This window comes from Paenibacillus sp. JNU01 (genome assembly GCF_059130585.1).
The window spans coordinates 5,769,492-5,788,905 of record NZ_CP169723.1; the positions used below are offsets into that span (position 1 = coordinate 5,769,492).

A 19,414-nucleotide genomic window follows, 5' to 3' on the forward strand; every position below is an offset into this window, starting at 1 on the left:
AAATACTGCGATCAAAAGAAAAAAGAAATATGCGAGGTGAGTTATGGGCGTAAGAAAAAAATATAAACGTAAAATCGTTCGCTCCAATCGATTGTTTTATTGGTATGTTGATCCGGATATTGACGACGAAGGGATAATCAAATTACATATCGTTTCTGAGGATAAGAAGTTAATTGTCACTTATGAAGTGGGACAACACAGTATTAAGAACAAGCCCCCATTTATAGTCATCATAGGAGAAGAATTTGAAGGCTGGACAACAGAATATATAGGATACAGAAGAGTATTAACACCGCAATGGAACGATGAGATCATCACGCCAAAGTTGATAGGTGAAATTATTGATTGGTGCATCTTGGTAGACAAAGAAATAAACATCGTAAATTGGAAAGGTGAAATTCTCCGACCTCTCTCCTGAATGGAGTGTAATTGCATTTGAGAATAATTTAGATTCATGTGGACTCATTTGAAAACGCATACGTGAGAACAAGAATATGTAATTAACATTTTAATATAAAAGGAGAGAAGCTATGCAGCTGAATCGTGGATATAAAACTGTTAACAAAGTAATCGCTTGTGTTCTGTCATTCATTTTTATCATTATGGCAATAGCGGTACCTGCCCACGCTGAAGAAAAACAGGTTGAGACTACACCATCCAGGATTCCTTTATCCAATTTAGAGGAGACGATTGATGCTTATGTTGCATCGTATGAGAAGTATACCGCTGCCGTTTCGGTTGTGGCTATCAAAGATGGTGAAACTATTGTGAATAAGGCATATGGTTACGCAGATATTGAGAATCAGCGAAAGGCCGATACCTCTACTGTTTTTGTATGGGCTTCGATCTCTAAACTGCTGGTCTATACGAGTGTGATGCAGCTTGTTGAACAAGGAAAGCTTGATTTGCAGACGGATATCCAAGAATATCTGCCAGAGGGATTTTTCAAAAAGCTGAAATACGATGATCCAATTACCCTATTGAACCTGATGCATCACAATGCGGGTTGGGAAGATCAAACAGCGGCTGGGGTGTTGTATTACTCCGAGAAAGAAACGTTAGAATTAGGAGAAACGCTGCGTAAAAATGAGCCGAAACAGATCTATAAACCGAATAGCATAGTGGGTTATTCGAACTACGGCGTTGGTCTAGCCGGTTACATCGTGGAAGAGATAAGTGGACAACCTTTTTATGAATATGTTAAACAACATATTTTTGAACCGCTTCATATGAACGACACTACGGTTCATCCAACGGGGCAAGATCGTCCAGATATCGTGCAAAGAAGGAATGAGGTTGAAGGGTATACGAAAGAGATGAAACCAATCCCTCAGAACAGAGGATACGTCACCTTTTATCCTGCCGGGGCAGCGATGGGGACAGCAGAAGATTTAGGCAAATTCCTTGCAGCGTTGATGCCAGTAGATGATAGTAATGTATTATTTAAGAACAGGGATACGTTAAACGAAATGTTGTCAACAAGTCTATATTATGATGGGACTTCTATTCCGCGATTTGCGCATGGGTTCGTTGAGATGGAATACTGGGTGCCTACATTGCTGCACGAGGGGAATTTGAAAGCATTCTCCAGCAAAGTTGTCTTTGATCCCGAATCTAAATTTGGGGTGGTGGTCATGACAAATCAGTCTTTTGAAGAAGTTTACGGTTATGGACTTATTAAAGAGATTTTCGGTAATAACGTCAATTCTAATAGAGTTACTTCGGAGGGGGGAGGATATTTTCAATCCGCACGACGGGCAGCATCTAGATTTACTAATTTATTTACGGCTCTTGATATAAGGAAATTCACAAAAGCTGAATTAAGTAGTTCTTATCATGTTGTCGAGCATGATGGGGTTGTTGATAGAATTTCCTTTACTCCTTACATTGATTACTTGCCTGTTTCGAATGTAAAGGTGAACTTGATTAAAATATCTTTTATTCCTGCTGTGCTTGCCGCCATTTTCACTTTAATTGCTTTGCTCGGCTATGTAATCCGGATGCTTTTTAATAAACTAAATAAACGAAGAAATCCTAACACTAATTTTAATAAATATTATCTTGCAATTAACTTTGCAGGTGTGGCACTCCTTCTTAATCTTTTCATCTTACAAACGAAGTTGAGGTTTCCAAATTATCCTGCTTATTCTTCGTTACGGATCAATTTAATGTTTAACCTACTTTATGTGGTTCTAGCAGTGGCGTATCTCGGCTTGCTTATGTACAAACTGCGGAAGAGCAGTTACAGCAAAAAGCAAAAGGTAATGTACATTATGTCTGGCATCTCTGCTGTGATCTTGGCTGCTTTTATTGTGGGATGGCATTTGTATGTTTAAGGTGGCAAACGCTGAACGTAGATATTTCAAGCATTACAATGGCTCGCGGATGACTTCTACATATCAATAGTATTAAGTGGGGTCAATTAAACGGAGTAAAGGCAGCAGTTCCTTATTGAGGACTGCTGCCTTTGTGTTAGTACGCCTTTTGGCAACTTGTGCCTCGGCATATTGAAGGGGGATGAAGATCATCCTATTTTTTGTCTATCAAAATAAATAATTTAATAGAACTGTAAATGACCACTAGAATATTCAATAATAATAGACCTATATATCCATCCGTTAATTTTGTTCGTTCAATCCACTTATTCACTAACTCTCCCGAGAGAGCCTGTTTTCCTAAATATTTTTCTATATCATTTGATTTATTTCATCCCTATATATAAGTGGAAACTCCATGCTGTTGGAAGAAGCAGCTAGCGGCGGATAGAACTCTACCCATTTCTGACCTGCCCATCGATCATACTTATAATGAAAGTCTTCACTAGATTCAAGATTATCCCACCTGAGAAAACCCAATATGATTAGAATACAAAGTGTAAAACGCTAAATATTAACTTCTTGTTATTCAAATAAACCCCATCCTTATGTTTGTGAGTATATTACGTTCCATAAGACATTTAACGATATGTAAGGTAGCATTGGAAAAAGTCATGAGATAAGTAGTTAAACAAAACCTAATTCAACGATTATAAATACCAAAAAACTTAAAAAAGATGATCTAGCTAGATTACAGGATCACCTTCTTTAAGCAGTAAAGTTCCAATTATAGAAATGTTCATTACATAGATCAGGAATGATTCGAACGATCTAGAGATGTTACTTTTAATAAAAAGGTAATTAGGGATTTGGCCAAATCTTTTTCTTTGAGTCATCTGGACCTAGTAAATAGATTTCTTCGACCTTTCCGTAGGCATTGGAAAACGATATATTGAAATCCTTACTACCTCCTATGGGGAGTTTACTACCTTTAATCTGAATGAATAATGAATTGTTATTATGCGAAACGTTATAGCCGTGATACCTACTGATACTATCTGCGAATCCACCTTTTAAAGTGATAAGTTCAGAAGAAACTTCGGATTTCGTAACCATGATTTCCTCAGGGTTCACAACCTTGTTAAACATATAAATTCCAATGATAACAGGAACCACAACGATTATAACGGCACTAACGATAATGCCATACTTTGTTCTTGGTCTCATAGTTGATAAATCACCTCATTGATATTAATCGATGCACCCGATGATACTTGGGTACATCGATTAATTGTATTTGTTTAAAACTGATTGCTACGTTTAGGAGCATTAGGTTCATCTGAATAATATACCAAATAATCATATGGCACAGCAGCATTCGTAGTGTAAGCACCGTCTCTGAGTGAATTATACAGATTTTGTGGCGTATTTGGAAAACCAGCAGTATACGTATCTGTTGATACAGAATTCCACAATCCTACCGCAAAAGAAGAGCAATTATTTAACGAGCTCCAAGAGTCATGGCTTCGAATATATGAATTGACACTGTTAAGTTGGCTCTGGGTTAAATACATAGAACGGGAAACTCTATTATTGTAGCTATTCTCAGAGATAAATTTAGCTTCTAAGTTATAAAATATGCCTTCATTTTCGCTTTTATTGCCCCATGTACCCACAGAAATAGTTTTATTAGAGGCAATTCCGCTAAGTCCGCCAACAGAAATATTGGATGTACTCACGTTTTTAACTGTTATAAAAGAATGGGTGCCCCAATTCGATCCTGTCGAACCCCCTGAACTATTTGTACTGCCATTAGGGACCGAAAAAAGAGTCAATACGGCAACATCAGAGCTTGCCATAGGAATAATAGTACCATTTTTGTTCTTTACTACGGGACTAGGCTGTTCACTAGATACAGTCGCTTTAGACGGTTGAGCCTCTGTCGGTACAGTAGTGTTGCTATTTGCAGAAGCATAGGTCGGAAATATAGTACTGAACGCTAGAGTGAAGATAGCCAACAAAAGAAACGGAACTCTAAATAGATTCTTCATTTTAAATTTGATTCCTCCATACTTTCAGGATTTTGTATTATCTTTCCAGTAGTAAATTTCTGTTCAGCATCCAAAGAAGATCGAAATGAGATAGACATTGTAACGACTCATTATCTAACAATATCTTCGAAAATCACCTCTTTCTTTAGTTGATTTAGAGTGTTATGTAATACTTGATGTGATTATTTTTCCTCTCGAATCTATTAACAACGAAAGTTCAATAGAAGTTACATTTTTTTTAGAAAAAAATTCAAAAAAATATTATTAAATGGAATAAAAACAAGTGGTGTATGTATCCTGAATCAATATTTCGTAGTAAATCATCGTCAAAGTAAAAGAGCTGAGACAAGCATTTATACTATTCGCATATGACCGATAACAGAAAAAATATGATTGTGTAGATGGATTTCTGAATTACTGGACATTTGGCGTCAATGGAGCGATTAGAGAAGCAGTTTTGCCTACAGATGCTTGGTCAAGTATCTGTAGGCAAGGTTTGCTCCTGACCTCAATTCTACTGAACGGTATACTTTATTGAGAGATGCGATGCTTAGACTTCGTAATGCCGATCTCAGGGTGCGAGATGTCAAAGGCGAGCTATTCATAGATCAGAGATAAGGAGGCCACAGAATGGAAACTAAAATGCTGTTTGGCTTGGGGTTAGTCTTCGATACTCCGGAATTCGGAATCATCGTTATGGGGGCTAATGAAGAGTTGGATGAACTACTTTCTTCAACAATCAAAGAGATGATCGGTAAACAGATTATCATCAAAAAAAACGGATGGGGAAGAGCAAATATTTGAAGTTGTTTCTACTCAAATAACCATTCTATAGCTGGCAAGAAGAATATCGGTATATGTTTGGGAAAAGGGATTTCCCCAGACGAAGTACCAGCTGGTTCAATCGTCTACTGTTATCCATGAGGACAGATTGATCAGTAGATATGCTTTGTTGAAGCTACATGGAGTGGCAGTTTTTTATTGTACTGGCTGTGCCCATCTTTACTTTTAAAGATCATATATGTTCCGAAAGCATCGGAAGGTCATCTGATTCCCTTTTTGGGATGAGGAGAGCCTTCCTTTTTTATTTTTCAAAATTGCGGAGAAAGACATAGACTCAAACAAAGGAGAGTTTCCTATGAACGATGATACTACAACGGAAGAGAAGATCACCATAACTAAAGGTTCCACTCTTTCATTGCATATTCGTTGTCCCTATAATCCTGCATATATTCAGCGCATTCGCCAGATTACGGGCGGAAAGTGGGAACCCAAACAGAAAATGTGGATCATACCCTACACTATTGCGGCCATCCAGGAGTTTATGAGCCAGTTAGATCCAGATGAAGTTCAGATTACCCCGGAGCAAAGAACCGTTACCTGGAGCGAGGAATTTCCCATTCAAGCGTGAATCAGACCATTAGCGCGCTCCGCTTCTATTGCAAACATGTGCTCCATCATCCTACGGATATCCAGTATATTCGTCCCAAGAAGCGACCAAGCTTCCACAAGTGATGTCCGAAAAGGAAGTTGCACAATTACTCAAATCCGTAACCAACCCTAAACATAAGGCCATATTGTTTCTGACCTATCCTTCCGGGCTTCGTGTAGGTGAAGTTGTGCGTCTGCGTTGCACCTATCTGGATATTGAAAGGCAGACACTCAATGTGAGACAGGGAAAGGGTCAAAAGGATCGGAGAACGCTTCTTTCAAGCCTCGCCTGGGATATGGTGCAGAAATACATAGATGAATACAGACCCAATCGTTGGCTGTTTCCGGGGCAATCTTCTGATCGACATCTTACTGAGCGGAGCGTGCAGAAGGTTTTTGAAGAAGCTAGACAACGCACAGGAATTATGAAAAAGGTAAGTATTCATGCGCTGAGACACTCCTTCGCCACTCATTTGCTGGAAAACGGGACAGACCTGCGCTACATTCAGGAGTTACTTGGTCATACGAGTGCACGTACAACTCAGCGATATACGCATGTTAGCTCCAAAAATATCCAGCATATTCAAAGCCCGCTGGATCGGATGGATTTGGGAGATTGAATGCTTCAATAAATCTCCCTTTTTCACCAAATTCTTCTTCGCAAATACTACACCATAGGTTATCATATACGTAGTTCACATATCATGCAGGATGTGTGGTATTTACGAAGTACATAAAATAGATGTTATCCGAAAGACTTACAATACTACATTTGAGGATAGAGGTGTAAGTATGTTCTTTTTACAGATGTCAGGATTCCCAGGATCAGGAAAGTCGACATTAGCAAGACAGATTAGCCAAGCAACTGGAGCTGTCATTGTCGATCATGATATTTCCAAAACAGCAATTTTAAAATCGTTATCATCACAAGGAAACACGATGGAAGGTAAAGCAATAGGACAACTATCCTATGATGTAGATTGGTCGTTGGTGGATTTTCATTTATCGAATGGACACAGTGTCATTATGGATAGTCCTTGTTTGTACAGAAATTTATTAGAAACCGGACTTGAATTAGCGAGAAAACACAAAAAGAGATATAAGTATGTGGAATGTTATATAGAAGACATTGAAATAATACGAAATCGATTAAAAAATCGAGAAAGACTTCTGAGTCAAATCGAAGCACCATCATCAGAAGAAGGATTTTATAGGACTATTAAAAACAGTAAAAAACCAGAAGAAGAGAAGTATATAGTAGTAGATTCATCGAAACCAATCGCAGATTACTTTCCAAAAGTTCTTGAATATATAAATGAATGAAAATAAAAGTATAGATATACTGAAAGTAAATTCAAGGTGGCCAGTCCATCGGATAACAAAACATTAACGCATCGGGACATCCGTCCCTTGGTCAGCAGAGGTATTGGCAGAGAAGTAGATCCTGCTGACAACCCTGCGAGCCAAAGTCTGACGACCCGTTACGCTTCGCTCCACTTAAGGCTCTCGGGTTCGTGAATGCAAGAACGTTAGGCGAAATTATTTCAAAAATTAGGAGATAGTTTAAAAAATGAACCCAAAATATGATTTTAGAAAATATTGGTCTCTAAATTTCTTTTCGATTCTAAACTATGAAACATTGTTAGATTATGTTAATGATGAAGATTCAATGAGGGTATTCACAAATAAACACGGGTGGGCAATCGACGATCAAGGTAACAAGATATTAATTTCAGAAGATGATGATTCAAGACCAACTATACATACAAGTATTAAGAAAGATATTATCTCAGCTTCTGAGATAATGAATAACCAAGTTATTGTATATATGGCCACAATTATAGAAGCATCAATAAGTGATTTCTTCTATTGTCTTTTTGCTATTGATCCGCAAAGAATGAGGACAGTTAAGTCCGAAGATCGTTTTGGTTTCTCATATGACGATTTCATTAAATATGAGTCAAAAGATGATTATATACTTACACTTGCAAGCAGAGCAGCAGGAATTTGTTCCAGTGGGACTATCAATAGTGTTATAAAACGTATGACCGATATAAGTGGACTTACAATTGCTGAAGAAAATGTTCAAACAATTAATGAAATTACTTTGTTAAGAAACGAAGTTGTACATGGGAACAAGCATCACGATTTCAAGATTCAGAGGATAAAGGAATATAGTGATTCAATCGATCAATTCATTAAATGTATTGCAAGAAAATTACATGAGATGAAGGTAGATGTTATAGATCCAGGAGACTTACTAGATCTTAGCAGGGATTTCCAGGGAGAGAAATAGCTTCGCCTAACATAATATTCATGCTGAGGCTCCGTAGGAGCCTTGGTCTGCTGGATGGATTTCGAGGAGGCATTTCAGCAGACAACCCCGTTGGGGTTCATGAATACAGGAACGTTAAGCTAAACTTCTGAAAAAATAGACATTTAAGGAGAAATCAATGAAAGATGAGCCAGTTTTTTACGTAGTAGATATAAAAGAAGATATTGATAAACTAATTGAACTAAATATAAATCTGTTTTCTAAATTTAAAGTAGAGAGTAAAGATATAAATTCATCGAATAGGTTTCTAAATAATTTATGGGAAATTGTAGATGAGAAAATTAGCCCTAAAGAGAACAATTATTGTCCATGGGCATATTTCCCCAGGAAATTCTCTTTTACTAACGTAACTTATACTTATTTTGGATCCATGAGAACATCAATTGGATATATTCATTTTGCCATTTCTTCTAATAAAAGAGGAACAATAAAAGATATTTATTTATTTTCATTTGAAATCGACTTAAATGTTGAGAAATGGAGATCGGTTTTCAGCGACTATATAAAATTAGCTAAAGATAATCTATATACAGATAGAGTCTTTTTTGTACAATGTGATCTTAAACTATTGAGCACTTCAAATAATTTATTTTTTGAAAGATATCAAGGTAAGAGTTTTTCTTTTGATATTGTAAGGGATAGCCAAAAATTGAAACTACAGTTATGCGCCTTGAATTCGAGTGATGCATCGAATAAAGCGTTACAGAAAATAGATAAAATAATAGACTTTCTTGCTGTTGAAACGAATTTATTATACCAATATACCCAAATAGAAATTCTTCAAGATAATAAAAAAGAAACTTTCGAGGATGCTGTCCACTTTCAGAATGATTTTTTGTGGCAAAATAGTTTCGACGAAAATAAATTTATAGATTTTTACCCTGTTGTAGATGGAAAATTGATAATTTCTACTGAAGCTATATCAGTCATCGAAAAAATATTAAATGATGATTATTCTCAAGAGGAAGACTTTAATGTGTTTTTAAAAGGTTGCTATCATTTTAGAAATAGTTTAATGAATGAAATAAAAATTCAGAGTGAGTTTTTAGAAATTGGAAATGAAGCTGTCTTAATGAAAACAAGAATTGATAATAATGTGAATACAATCTTAGATACTTCTGTTACTGGATATTTATCTTCAATTGAAACAGTAACTTCAAACATCGATAAATCCTCTGTAATGAAATGCGATTCTTGTGGGCAGATAAGATTTAATATTACTTCTCGTGTGAATAATTTTATGGAGAATTATCTAGGTGAGGGCTACGGTGTAATATTTAAGAAAATTTATAATCTTAGATCTCTTTATTTACATACAGGTGAGACATGTGCCAGTAAGTATGTTGGACCAGTTAGGCCACTTCTAGATCAAAATACTGGGTCAGGTGCAGTAGATTATAGTGGTATTTCGATTAGTATCAATGGTGAAAGTAGAGCTTTTAATATTTCAAATATTCGTGAATGGGTTAGTTACAGTTTGAGAAATTATTACAAAGAAGAAATATTAAAATAAAGTTTTGAGATTGTGAATTGAAAACAGGAAGTCAGAAGCATCGCTTAACACAGTATTCACGTTGCGTCACCTGAAGGCTCCTTGGTCTGCAAGAGGTGGTCCGGAGAAGTGAATCAGCAGACAATCCTGCGAGGCTAAGTGCTGTGACCCAGTCGCTGACGCTCCTTTAAGCCTCTCGTATTCGTGAATACAGAAACGTTAAGTGAAATTCCGAGGCGAAATTGAAAGGAAGGTAAGTGATGTTTGATGGAGATCAGTTCAATGAATTTGAGACTGCAAAAAATTATCAAGAAGCCTTTCTGTCGATGAAAAGAGAGTGGGACAAAGGGAAGCGTGATTTGAGTATATGCTTGAATTTAGGTTTTCTATCCTGGTATTTGAGTGTCGAATCTGGCAATACGTTTGTTACTGAGGGGCTTAATGAAAACGATTATGAAATGATTGAATTGACATTAAACGAAGTTACAGAGAAAGGGATACATAATTTCTCTGCAGAAACGCAGTTTTTATTGATTTTCGGTTATATGATTACGTTGTTTCCTCAACATTTTGGAGACTATGAGCATTGGGAAAGCATAGGGAAAAACATGCTGTCAAAAGCATACGAGTTGGAACCAAGTGATCCAATAATTGAAATGGTTTTTCTTGCGGATAGTATGAAAAGTGAAGGTTATAAAAATGCTTGTTTAAGAGCAAAAGAACATATTAAAGACAGATTTAAGAATAAAGGATTAATGGATAAATATTTTCAAGACGTATTTGATAGGTAATTCAGAGGAACATCACTTAACAATATATTCACGCTGCGGACATACATCCTTGGTCCGGCATTCGCCGGACACCCAGCATGGGCTGGGTCGTGAATACAGGAACGTTATGAGAAATCAAATTAAAGGAGAAATAAAATGGGGAAAAAATTAACTATATTTCTTGTGGACGGTTCGGAAACAGGACCTCGAACAATCGAAATCGGTAATTGGTCAGGAAAGGCTGTATATTCTCAACGTTCTTCTTTACCTAAAATTATAGAGCGCTCTGAATTTGATAGACCAGGAGTATATATTTTAAAGTCCTTACCAAATAGTGAAAACTATAATGAACGCATATACATAGGGGAAGCAGAGAATCTCAAAAAGAGATTAAAACAACATTTAGCAGATTCAGATAAGGACTTTATTGAGATTGTAGCTTTTATAAGCAAAGACGAAATGCTCACTAAGTCTCATATAAAGTATTTAGAATCTCGAATTATCTTCTTATCTAAAGAAGCGAAAACAGCCGAGATTGATAATTCGGTTCAGCCTGAACTATCAACTCTCCCGGAAGCTGATATTTCGGATATGGAGTATTTTTTAGAACAAATGAAATTAATTTTTCCAGTAGTTAATTTTATGTTCTTGGTTCCTTCTACCCTCAAACAATCAAATGAGACTGTAATTGCCCCAGTACAAGTCAATAGCGATATTGTATACACGCTTAAAAGTAAAAGAGCTTCTGCTAAATTGATTGAAACTGAAAAGGGCTATGTAGTTCTATCTGGATCTCAAAGTTGCAAGCAAACATCAAGTTCAATCTCTGAAGGATGGATCAAGCAGAGAAATAAGTTGATAGAAACCGGAATCCTAATCGATAATGGAGAATTTTATATATTCAAAGAGAATGCGATTTTTTCTAGTATTAGTGCAGCGACTGCTGTAGTACTAGGACGTCAAGCGGCTGGACCAGTAGAGTGGGTAGATGCTAACGGAAGGACGTTTAAGCAGAACCAAGAAAAGAAGTTTGAAAGCGAAAACAGTGAAGGTTAATTTGACATCTCATAACAATATATTCACGCTACGGACATTCGTCCTTGGTCCGGCATACGCCGGACACTCGACATTCGTCGAATCGTGAATACAGGAACGTTATGTGAAACTTCAACAACTAATAAAGTGATACAAGTATATAACAGAAAGGAGGATAAAGAATGTTTAGGGACAAGGTAGCTCCATGGCTATTATTCATTCTCGGTGTCTTATTAGGATTAAACCTTTATGATTTTAATGAGTTTCAGCTTAATGTATTTAATATAGGTGCATTTTTTTTGACTCTTACTGGTTTGAATTTGGGTTCTTCATCTAGCCCTAGGAAGAATTCCATTTTGAAATTCTTAAAGAAGGTGAATATAGGCATTGGTATATTTATGATTATATTGGCTGCCTTTGCTAGCGGGTTCAAATATTACAGTATCCTTTTTGAATTAGTTAACAATATAAACACTAATGCTCTTCTTTTAATAGGTATAGCAGTAACCTTGTGGTCCTTTAAATTGTCTGACGAAAGACAAAACATATTGGTTGATAAAAAAGGCGAAGAGACTTTTATATTCAGAGAAAAATATCTAGAAGAAAGGGAATTGAGAATAAAATACCAAGAAGAAATAAATAAGTTAAGAAAAACAATTGCAAAAAGGAGTAATAACAATGAGGAAAATTGAATTTAAATTAGAACAGAATGAAGATGAATTTCTGAAATCTTGGAGGGTCATTGATTTTGCAAACAAAATCAATGAATTGCATTATAAGCATGAATTGCTAAATGAAGTGCAAAATAGAATAAAATCAGGAGAGAAGCCACAGAATTTCTTTGTATTTGATAAATCATTCAGTATTCACAGAAGTTATAGATACTTGGGAATACATAAGTTAAGTAGTAAAAACGGAGTGAAAAATCTATATCATTTAGGGATTCCAATTCCTTTATACTCAAACCCTAAAATTGATGCAGTAAGGTACATATTTGATTCTTTTTCTCGAATGTACACAGAGTTTAATAAGGAGACAGGAGAAGGACAAGTTAAGCTGGATAAGAATAATCTTTATTTTTTTGTTAAAGAAGCTATGACATCTGATAACACAATTGAAATTCATAAGTACCAAAAATATTTAAACACATACATTTCAACAATTATTGAGCCTAAATCTCAAAATAAAATGAGGGATTTGGTTTCTCAAGAATTGAAGACATTACGAGTCAGATACACGGATAGATACGAAATACAGAAAAAAATGATTGAAACCGAAGAAGAGATCAAGTCGAATAAGACTGAATCCCTTCATAAAGATTATTATGAATTAGCAAGCAAAGTACCAGGAGCATTTGAACGTAGTTTTATAAACAATAAACGCCCTATTGTAGGCGTTTATAATGAAGAGAGTAATAGTGTTGAGATACTATGTAAGAACTTTATTAGGCAAAAGATCAAAGAAGATAGACAGTTTGATTTAAAAGAAATAAGTCATAATAGTCCTTATGTTATTGTTTTCCTTGCTACTTATGTACTCGCCCAGTTATTTTATCAAATGTATGTCAATAAAATTGATAGGCTTCAAGTTCAAAACGAAATTGTTTTTGATGATATTGAATTAGTGGATGAAGGTTATGAAGAACGAGAACAATCCAATAGTGAGGCTGAAGATGCTCAAAACAAAACACTTATATTAGAAGAGAATAGAAATAGGTTAAAAGAAGTTGCTGTTACTTTAGAGAATGCAGAGCAGCAAAATGAACTAGCTAGTATACCGCTAAGTGTACAAAACACGCTAACTCATATTTCAAATTCAAATATAAGTAAAATGGCTATAAATTTTGATCAAAATGGATTCAGTAATGGAAGCTTATATTTAACAAAAACTGATGAAGAAAATAATAATTGAAGCTGGATATAAAGAGTCGAAAGAAATAAGAAGCATCACATAACATAATATTCAAGCAGCGGCTCCTTTGGAGCCTGGGTCTGCGGATGGATTTCGGAGGGGAATTTCAGCAGACAACCCCTTCGGGGTTCATGAATACAGGAACGTTATCAGAGATTCTAGAAAAGAGGATGAGAAATCATGAGTAAGAATATTGGTCACTGTAAGCTTTGTGGTGAATTCAGAAACCTAGTAAGATCTCATATTATTCCTGAAGGTTTTTATCTACCTCTATATGATGAAAAACAAGTAACCTACCACTCTTCACCTTCTAGAAATCAATTTAAATTCATGCAAAAAGGACAGAGAGAGTATATGTTGTGTAATAAATGTGACAGAGACTTACTAGGTCCTTATGATAAATACGGGATTGAAGTGATTAGAGACAACAAATACATAAATAAATTTTTTAGCGAGGAAGCAGAGTTTTGGACTAATGTCGAATATAATAAATTTAAAATTTTTTTACTTTCAGTTTTGCTAAGAGCACATTTTGCTGAAAATTTATTTACCGGTATAGAGTTAGATAGAAGTGAAGAAGAAGTTTTAAAAGAGTATATTCTCAAAGAATCAGCACCATCAATTGATATTTTTCCTGTAATGGGTGTGAAGTTATTTGATCCTATTACAAATAACTTTAATTTAGATGAAATTATAACTCATGGAAATACATATCTCAGAGAAAATTATACAGACTCTCGATTAATAGTAATGATTTTTGGAGGGTATGGTTGGATGTTCATTTTACCAAAAGGAGAAAAAGATGATGTTAATTACAATCAATTTCTTAGAGAAGATGGAGTGTTTGCTTTACTTAAAGAAAACATCAGAGAATTTCTTCCTTTCACGGATATGAGAGAATCTATAGCGTATTCAAATTTAAATTTTAAAAGGCTTAATAAGGATCAATCATAAAAGATTTTTCTAAGAATCAGAATATATTTGATTTTTTACAAGTAGTTGCTTGATTCGAGCAATATAGAACTTCTGATAACATAATATTCACGCTGCGAACATTCGTCCTTGATCCGGCATACACCGGACACTCGACATGCGTCGGGTCGTGAATACGGGAACGTTATAGGAAATCAGCGCAAAAATAAATATTCGTTTTAGGAGATGGAAATCATTAGTGGAAAGATCAGGATTTTAAATCTTTATGAGGCTTATTCGGTGGTAGCAGGTGTAATTGCAGAACTTGATGGGGAATATGAATTTTCACCAATTGAATGGATTGATTATGAAGATGTTGATTACTTATCAATTGTTTTAAAGCCTCAACGGTATACCTTATTGCATGGATATATAACAAGTGTTTATAAATATCATTTAGAGTATATAGTTGATAAACATTTCTATGATGAAGTAATTGAAGATCTAGTTAAGGTATTTGATACTTACGAATTTAATTCAGATGAAATAATTGATATAAAAAAAGAATATGAGATTAGTCAATTAGAAGACCCAGATCATAGAGATAATAACAAACTAGTATACCGACTTTTGAATTATTTTGAAAAAACACTATTGAAATATGTAGTGGAGGATGCATTTACTGTTCTTTATCAAAATAAAGTCTTCCTTAGGGATTTTAATTTAAAGATAGCAGAACTAATAATTAAATTTGAACAAGACGACTACCCTAAAGTATTGTCTAGCAATGGAGTCTTAAGAAGATGTGATTATCTTCCTGAATGGTTGAAACAAGGAGTCTTTTTCCGTGATAAGGGACGATGTCAATTATGTGGTACGGATTTATCAAGATTATTAAGTAATGATTTTGAAATACATTATGATCACATTGTGCCACTCAATATAGGTGGAACAAATGACCCTACAAACTTCCAATTAACATGTTCAAAATGCAATTTAATTAAAGGCGCTAGAAATAGTAACACTAAAAATATTGGTTCTCTTTTTTGGGATATATAAGATATGTAAGAGTTTCAATGAAGGCGCTGACATCCCATAACATCATATCCACGCATCGAAGCCTGACGGCTTCTCGGTCCGCCCGAAGTGATTGACAGGGAAGTTGAATCAGGCGGACACATCCGCACCGACTAGTCGCGGCCGCCCCTGAGGGGCTTTAGTCGGTAGGGCATCGTGGATACAGGAACGTTAGATGAAATGCAGGGAACAGATTAATCAATCAAAAATAAATGAGAGGACTACTTCATGGATTGGTCTAAATTACGTGTAATGATAAGAGAATTTATTACTCCGGGATTAAAGAAACGTATTGATATTCACGAAACCAGGTATCGCGAAGCACACGATGGGTATGGTGAAGCTTGGATTACACTGGATGGTAAGAAGATTTTCGGAGGTGGATATTATCATTGGTACATGAATGAGCTACCTGAGAATATTACATTACTAGAACTTCACCATGGATATCATGAGGATTTATATAAAACACATATAAGAAACGATGATGTAAAGACAATAATGAATATGGGTTTGCATGAAACAAGTCATATTACTGAAAATCTTAGAAATTACATAAATACACCTTTCTCAGAAATAATGAGTTCCAATAACCCAATATATAAAGCATTTGGAATTATTGATAGACGACTTGGTAGGAGACGGTTTGAGAAAATCGTTTTAAATGAAGATGAACATCAGTTGGTAAAGATGATTTATGGACTGAGGAAAGAACAATTTGACAGCTAATACAAAGAAATCCTGCAAATCGCCTAACATCGCATCTACGCTGCGGGGCGTTCGCCCCTTGGTTCGCAAGAACTAGAAAGCAAAGGAGTTGATTCAACTCTCAACCCTGCAAGGCTAAGTGGGGAAGCCACCGAGTCGCTACGCTCCTTTAAGCCTATCGGGTTCGTAGATACAGTAACGTTAGCTGAAATCAAAAGGGAGAATTCATATGAATGAAGCAAAATTTCATCATTATGTTCCAAGATTTTATTTAAATAATTTTACTAATTCAGAGGGAAAGTTATTTATTTATGATAAGCAAAGGGAAGTTTCTTTTTCTATCGCTCCTAAAAATATTGCAGTAGTAAATCATTTTTATAGACATGAAGAACTTCAAAAACAGGGACATGATCCTTTAATAATGGAAAAACAATTTTCGAGAATAGAATCAGAAGCAAGCAATATTCTGAAAAATTGGCTCCATCAATTTTCAATTTCGAACAAGCTAGAAATTCCGAATGTAAATAGAGAAATAATTTCTTTGTATATCACTCTTCAACTTCTTAGAACAGTAGAAGCTAGAGAACAAATCGTTCAATTTTCTGAACGGAATACAAAAAATTATGATGCCAGAAATGATCAAGCAGGGCTTCATCTTTCACTATTATGGGATGAATCCACAGTTAATATGCTTACCAATCAAATAGCTAAATGTATTTGGATATTTGGCAAGAACGATAGTGCTACTCCTTTTATGATTTCTGATCATCCAGTGCTAATCAGAAATTTTAATCATACTGAATGGATAATTGGACCAAGGGTATTCGATAAGGGTATGTACATTGTTTTCCCACTTACGCCTAACTTAATTATGTATTGTAAGGAGCCTGATTATTGGGGGAAACTTAAAACATTCGAAAACCGAATAACTCCTGTAAATTATTCGAGCGATATGGTGAACCATGAAAACTCAGGGCAAATTGGGATGTCATATAAACTTCTAATTTCTTCTATCAATAATTTTGACTTCGCAAAAAAATTTCTCAAAGAACAAAATGATTTTAAAAATTCTAATAGAGACAGGTTCTAAGTTCTTTTTGAACATTAACTTGCATCGAAGAATAATCAGATCAACAATAACTTAGAAAACATCTGACATCAGCTAACAAAATATTCACGCTGCGGACATTCGTCCTTGGTCCGACATTCGCCGGACACTCAGCATGCGCTGAGTCGTGAATAGAGGAACGTTAGGTGAAATTTACAAGAAAATTATTTTGGAGGCATTTCCATGGGAGAATTATTTAAGAGAAATTCAGACATTAACAAGAATGCGTTTCCTAACTGGAGAAGAAGTCATTATTCAAGTTGGGAATTCAAAACTTATTCAGATATGTATAAAAAAAGTGGTGACCTATTAATAAATTCTATTGGTGATAATGTTACGAAACAAGCTGATGAAGTAATAATTCCAAGCATTTTTTTGTATCGGCATTCAACGGAATTGATTTTAAAAGCAATTCTTTTAACACATTATTTAATGGATAAGAGTATGACAAGAGAAAAAATCCAAGAAAAATTGAAGGGCCACAGCATAAAGACTCTTTGGAATAAAACAGAAAATATACTTCATGAGTATTTAGGTGAAGCTATTAGAAAAGATAGATCGCCATTTGTAATGATGAAAGAAACTATTGAAGACTTAGATAGTATCGACTCATCTTCTATGATGTTTAGATATCCTTTTGATAATAAATATGAGAAGGCGCAATTAATAGGAGATAAAGAACATAACTATGGTATCGACTATGAACATTTAAAACTAGCTTTTAATGAATCATATGATTATTTTGAAGGTTGTTTTTATACTATCTATAACAAGTATGAAAATTTAGATACTATACCAATTTTGTAAGCATACTCGTGGAGAAGTGGACATCCCTAACATCATATTTAAGCAGCGGCTCCCTTGGAGCCTTGGTCTGCGGGAAGGAATTTGAAGAAGGATTTCAGCAGACAAACCCTTCGGGGTTCGTGAATACAGAAACGTTATCAGAAATTTTTGAATAAGAAAGGACAAAGATCGTTGAAAACCAGAGTAGAGAGAGTCTGTGAAGAGAAAGAAAAACTCAGAAAAGAAATGATACTGATTCCTTTCCAAATCGCTTTTTTAATTTCAAGTCTTTTGGTATATGCACTTGGTTTGGCTCTTTGGGCTAAAGTCTTGAATAAAACAGCATATAGTAGTTTGATAAGTGGAATTTTAGAAATTAATATAATGACAGTCGGTTTTTTTATGATACTCGGTTTTGCGAATTTGAAATTTCTTATTGTGTTAGTAAAGTCCTTGCTTAAAATAATGTTTATGGTTTGGATAGTTATGATTGTTCAATTATCACCAATGAAGCCAGTAGAACAAAGTACATGGATTATATCTTCGGCTTTTTTTTTCATCTACTTAGAAGTTTTATTGGAAATTAATGATTGCTTATTTCAGGTGAAAGATGATTTCAAAATGTTAAAGATAAAATTCCTAACAGCTACTTTTATAAAGAAAAACTCTTTGTCTATCTCTATATTATTTTTAAGTATCATAAATATAGCTTTGTCTTATTTTATAGTTGACCTATTGAGCGTAATTTATAATTAATTCAATGTAGAATAGTACAGAACTTCTGATAACATAATATTCACGCTGCGTACATACGTTCTTGTTCCGTCATTCGCCGGATACTTGACATGCGTCGAGTCGTGAATACAGGAACGTTATACAAAACCCCTAAACCAAACCCCTAAACCAAACCAAACAAAAAGATACAACACATTTGAAAGTTGAGGATGAGATTAATGGAGGATCGAGTAGGAGCTTTTTAAAGCCTTGGGTGGAGGGGGGAGAAATTTCTTAACAGACCAGTGAATTTGCTGTGACTGTGAGGTTAGATAGGAAGCTGAGAGTTGGTCTTATTATTGACACCGAAAGTTTATATCGGTGTTTTTTTATTTTTAATTCGATTGCCGCATTAAAGCAATCATAGTTTATCTTAAAATTTGGTTTAGATGAAAATATTAGTATTCAACATCGGGTACAGATATTCGCATTAAAATTGACTGCTCACGTCTAGCATTAACAAGACATGACACAGTTTAGACCCATCAGAGAGGGTGCATGTATGAGCCGGTTGCTTGACTTATTGGAAGAGGAACGGCGCAAGCTTAATCAGCTTGGTGAGGCATCCTTGAATCAAGCGATTCCGTTGTGGGAGAACCCTGAGGTTCAGGAACAGAGCCGAAGGGTGGACGAACTGGTGGCCCGAGTTAGTGAAGCGAAGGCGAAACATAGTAGCACGGCAATGAGCGAAGTACATAATGGGTAGGGA

Annotated in this window: 21 protein-coding genes; 19 read left to right on the forward strand and 2 right to left on the reverse strand. The window is 35.3% G+C overall.

Annotation, left to right across the window (positions count from 1 at the left end; genetic code table 11):
- The first annotated feature begins 43 nt into the window (after window positions 1-43).
- The gene (locus NLBNIHML_RS25150) at window positions 44-418 is read left to right on the forward strand and encodes a hypothetical protein (protein ID WP_494353043.1); all 375 of its coding nucleotides are present in this window, start codon (window positions 44-46) and stop codon (window positions 416-418) included.
- A gap of 112 nt (window positions 419-530) precedes the next feature.
- Entirely contained in the window at window positions 531-2,336 is a 1,806-nt protein-coding gene (locus NLBNIHML_RS25155; RefSeq protein WP_494353044.1) for a serine hydrolase domain-containing protein, read from the forward strand.
- Window positions 2,337-3,176: 840 nt separating this feature from the next.
- On the opposite strand, the gene NLBNIHML_RS25160 is transcribed toward NLBNIHML_RS25155, so the two are convergent.
- Together NLBNIHML_RS25160 and NLBNIHML_RS25165 are read right to left on the reverse strand one after the other, a co-directional pair.
- On the reverse strand, window positions 3,177-3,542 hold the full coding sequence (locus tag NLBNIHML_RS25160; RefSeq protein WP_253432264.1) for a hypothetical protein: 366 nt from the start codon (window positions 3,540-3,542) through the stop codon (window positions 3,177-3,179).
- A 74-nt stretch (window positions 3,543-3,616) separates the two neighbouring features.
- A complete protein-coding gene (locus NLBNIHML_RS25165; RefSeq protein ID WP_494353045.1) occupies window positions 3,617-4,366 on the reverse strand; it encodes a hypothetical protein in 750 nt (249 codons plus the stop codon).
- A 630-nt stretch (window positions 4,367-4,996) separates the two neighbouring features.
- On the opposite strand from NLBNIHML_RS25165, the gene NLBNIHML_RS25170 reads away from it, so the two are divergent.
- The 17 genes from NLBNIHML_RS25170 to NLBNIHML_RS25250 all read left to right on the forward strand — a co-directional run bounded on the left by NLBNIHML_RS25170 (window position 4,997) and on the right by NLBNIHML_RS25250 (window position 19,411).
- Window positions 4,997-5,170: a hypothetical protein gene (locus NLBNIHML_RS25170; protein ID WP_494353046.1), complete on the forward strand. Its 174-nt coding sequence runs from the start codon at window positions 4,997-4,999 to the stop codon at window positions 5,168-5,170.
- A gap of 334 nt (window positions 5,171-5,504) precedes the next feature.
- Complete coding sequence (locus NLBNIHML_RS25175; protein WP_494353047.1) at window positions 5,505-5,777, forward strand: hypothetical protein; 273 nt, start codon at window positions 5,505-5,507, stop codon at window positions 5,775-5,777.
- A gap of 103 nt (window positions 5,778-5,880) precedes the next feature.
- Window positions 5,881-6,417: a tyrosine-type recombinase/integrase gene (locus NLBNIHML_RS25180; protein WP_494353048.1), complete on the forward strand. Its 537-nt coding sequence runs from the start codon at window positions 5,881-5,883 to the stop codon at window positions 6,415-6,417.
- Between the two features lie 172 nt (window positions 6,418-6,589).
- Window positions 6,590-7,120 (forward strand): P-loop nucleotide/nucleoside kinase family protein, encoded by a 531-nt coding sequence (locus NLBNIHML_RS25185; RefSeq protein WP_366345996.1) that lies wholly within the window; start codon window positions 6,590-6,592, stop codon window positions 7,118-7,120.
- A 247-nt stretch (window positions 7,121-7,367) separates the two neighbouring features.
- Window positions 7,368-8,093, forward strand: a complete 726-nt coding sequence (locus tag NLBNIHML_RS25190; protein ID WP_494353049.1) for a HEPN domain-containing protein — start codon at window positions 7,368-7,370, stop codon at window positions 8,091-8,093.
- A gap of 157 nt (window positions 8,094-8,250) precedes the next feature.
- Window positions 8,251-9,645: a hypothetical protein gene (locus tag NLBNIHML_RS25195; RefSeq protein ID WP_494353050.1), complete on the forward strand. Its 1,395-nt coding sequence runs from the start codon at window positions 8,251-8,253 to the stop codon at window positions 9,643-9,645.
- A gap of 239 nt (window positions 9,646-9,884) precedes the next feature.
- A complete protein-coding gene (locus tag NLBNIHML_RS25200) occupies window positions 9,885-10,415 on the forward strand; it encodes a hypothetical protein (protein WP_494353051.1) in 531 nt (176 codons plus the stop codon).
- 135 nt (window positions 10,416-10,550) lie between these two features.
- Window positions 10,551-11,450, forward strand: a complete 900-nt coding sequence (locus tag NLBNIHML_RS25205) for a GIY-YIG nuclease family protein (RefSeq protein WP_494353052.1) — start codon at window positions 10,551-10,553, stop codon at window positions 11,448-11,450.
- Between the two features lie 161 nt (window positions 11,451-11,611).
- On the forward strand, window positions 11,612-12,121 hold the full coding sequence (locus tag NLBNIHML_RS25210) for a hypothetical protein (RefSeq protein ID WP_494353053.1): 510 nt from the start codon (window positions 11,612-11,614) through the stop codon (window positions 12,119-12,121).
- Entirely contained in the window at window positions 12,108-13,340 is a 1,233-nt protein-coding gene (locus NLBNIHML_RS25215; RefSeq protein WP_494353054.1) for a hypothetical protein, read from the forward strand. The genes NLBNIHML_RS25210 and NLBNIHML_RS25215 overlap by 14 nt, the downstream gene beginning before the upstream one ends.
- 180 nt (window positions 13,341-13,520) lie before the next feature.
- Window positions 13,521-14,294, forward strand: a complete 774-nt coding sequence (locus NLBNIHML_RS25220; RefSeq protein WP_494353055.1) for a hypothetical protein — start codon at window positions 13,521-13,523, stop codon at window positions 14,292-14,294.
- Between the two features lie 258 nt (window positions 14,295-14,552).
- Complete coding sequence (locus NLBNIHML_RS25225) at window positions 14,553-15,311, forward strand: HNH endonuclease (RefSeq protein ID WP_494353056.1); 759 nt, start codon at window positions 14,553-14,555, stop codon at window positions 15,309-15,311.
- A gap of 246 nt (window positions 15,312-15,557) precedes the next feature.
- Window positions 15,558-16,058, forward strand: coding sequence for an SF0329 family protein (locus NLBNIHML_RS25230; RefSeq protein WP_494353057.1), 501 nt, complete (start codon window positions 15,558-15,560; stop codon window positions 16,056-16,058).
- Window positions 16,059-16,266: 208 nt separating this feature from the next.
- Window positions 16,267-17,127: a DUF4238 domain-containing protein gene (locus NLBNIHML_RS25235; RefSeq protein WP_494353058.1), complete on the forward strand. Its 861-nt coding sequence runs from the start codon at window positions 16,267-16,269 to the stop codon at window positions 17,125-17,127.
- Window positions 17,128-17,328: 201 nt separating this feature from the next.
- A complete protein-coding gene (locus NLBNIHML_RS25240; protein WP_494353059.1) occupies window positions 17,329-17,952 on the forward strand; it encodes a hypothetical protein in 624 nt (207 codons plus the stop codon).
- A gap of 171 nt (window positions 17,953-18,123) precedes the next feature.
- The gene (locus NLBNIHML_RS25245) at window positions 18,124-18,687 is read left to right on the forward strand and encodes a hypothetical protein (RefSeq protein ID WP_494353060.1); all 564 of its coding nucleotides are present in this window, start codon (window positions 18,124-18,126) and stop codon (window positions 18,685-18,687) included.
- 520 nt (window positions 18,688-19,207) lie between these two features.
- The gene (locus NLBNIHML_RS25250; RefSeq protein ID WP_494353061.1) at window positions 19,208-19,411 is read left to right on the forward strand and encodes an aspartyl-phosphate phosphatase Spo0E family protein; all 204 of its coding nucleotides are present in this window, start codon (window positions 19,208-19,210) and stop codon (window positions 19,409-19,411) included.
- Window positions 19,412-19,414: the final 3 nt, after the last annotated feature.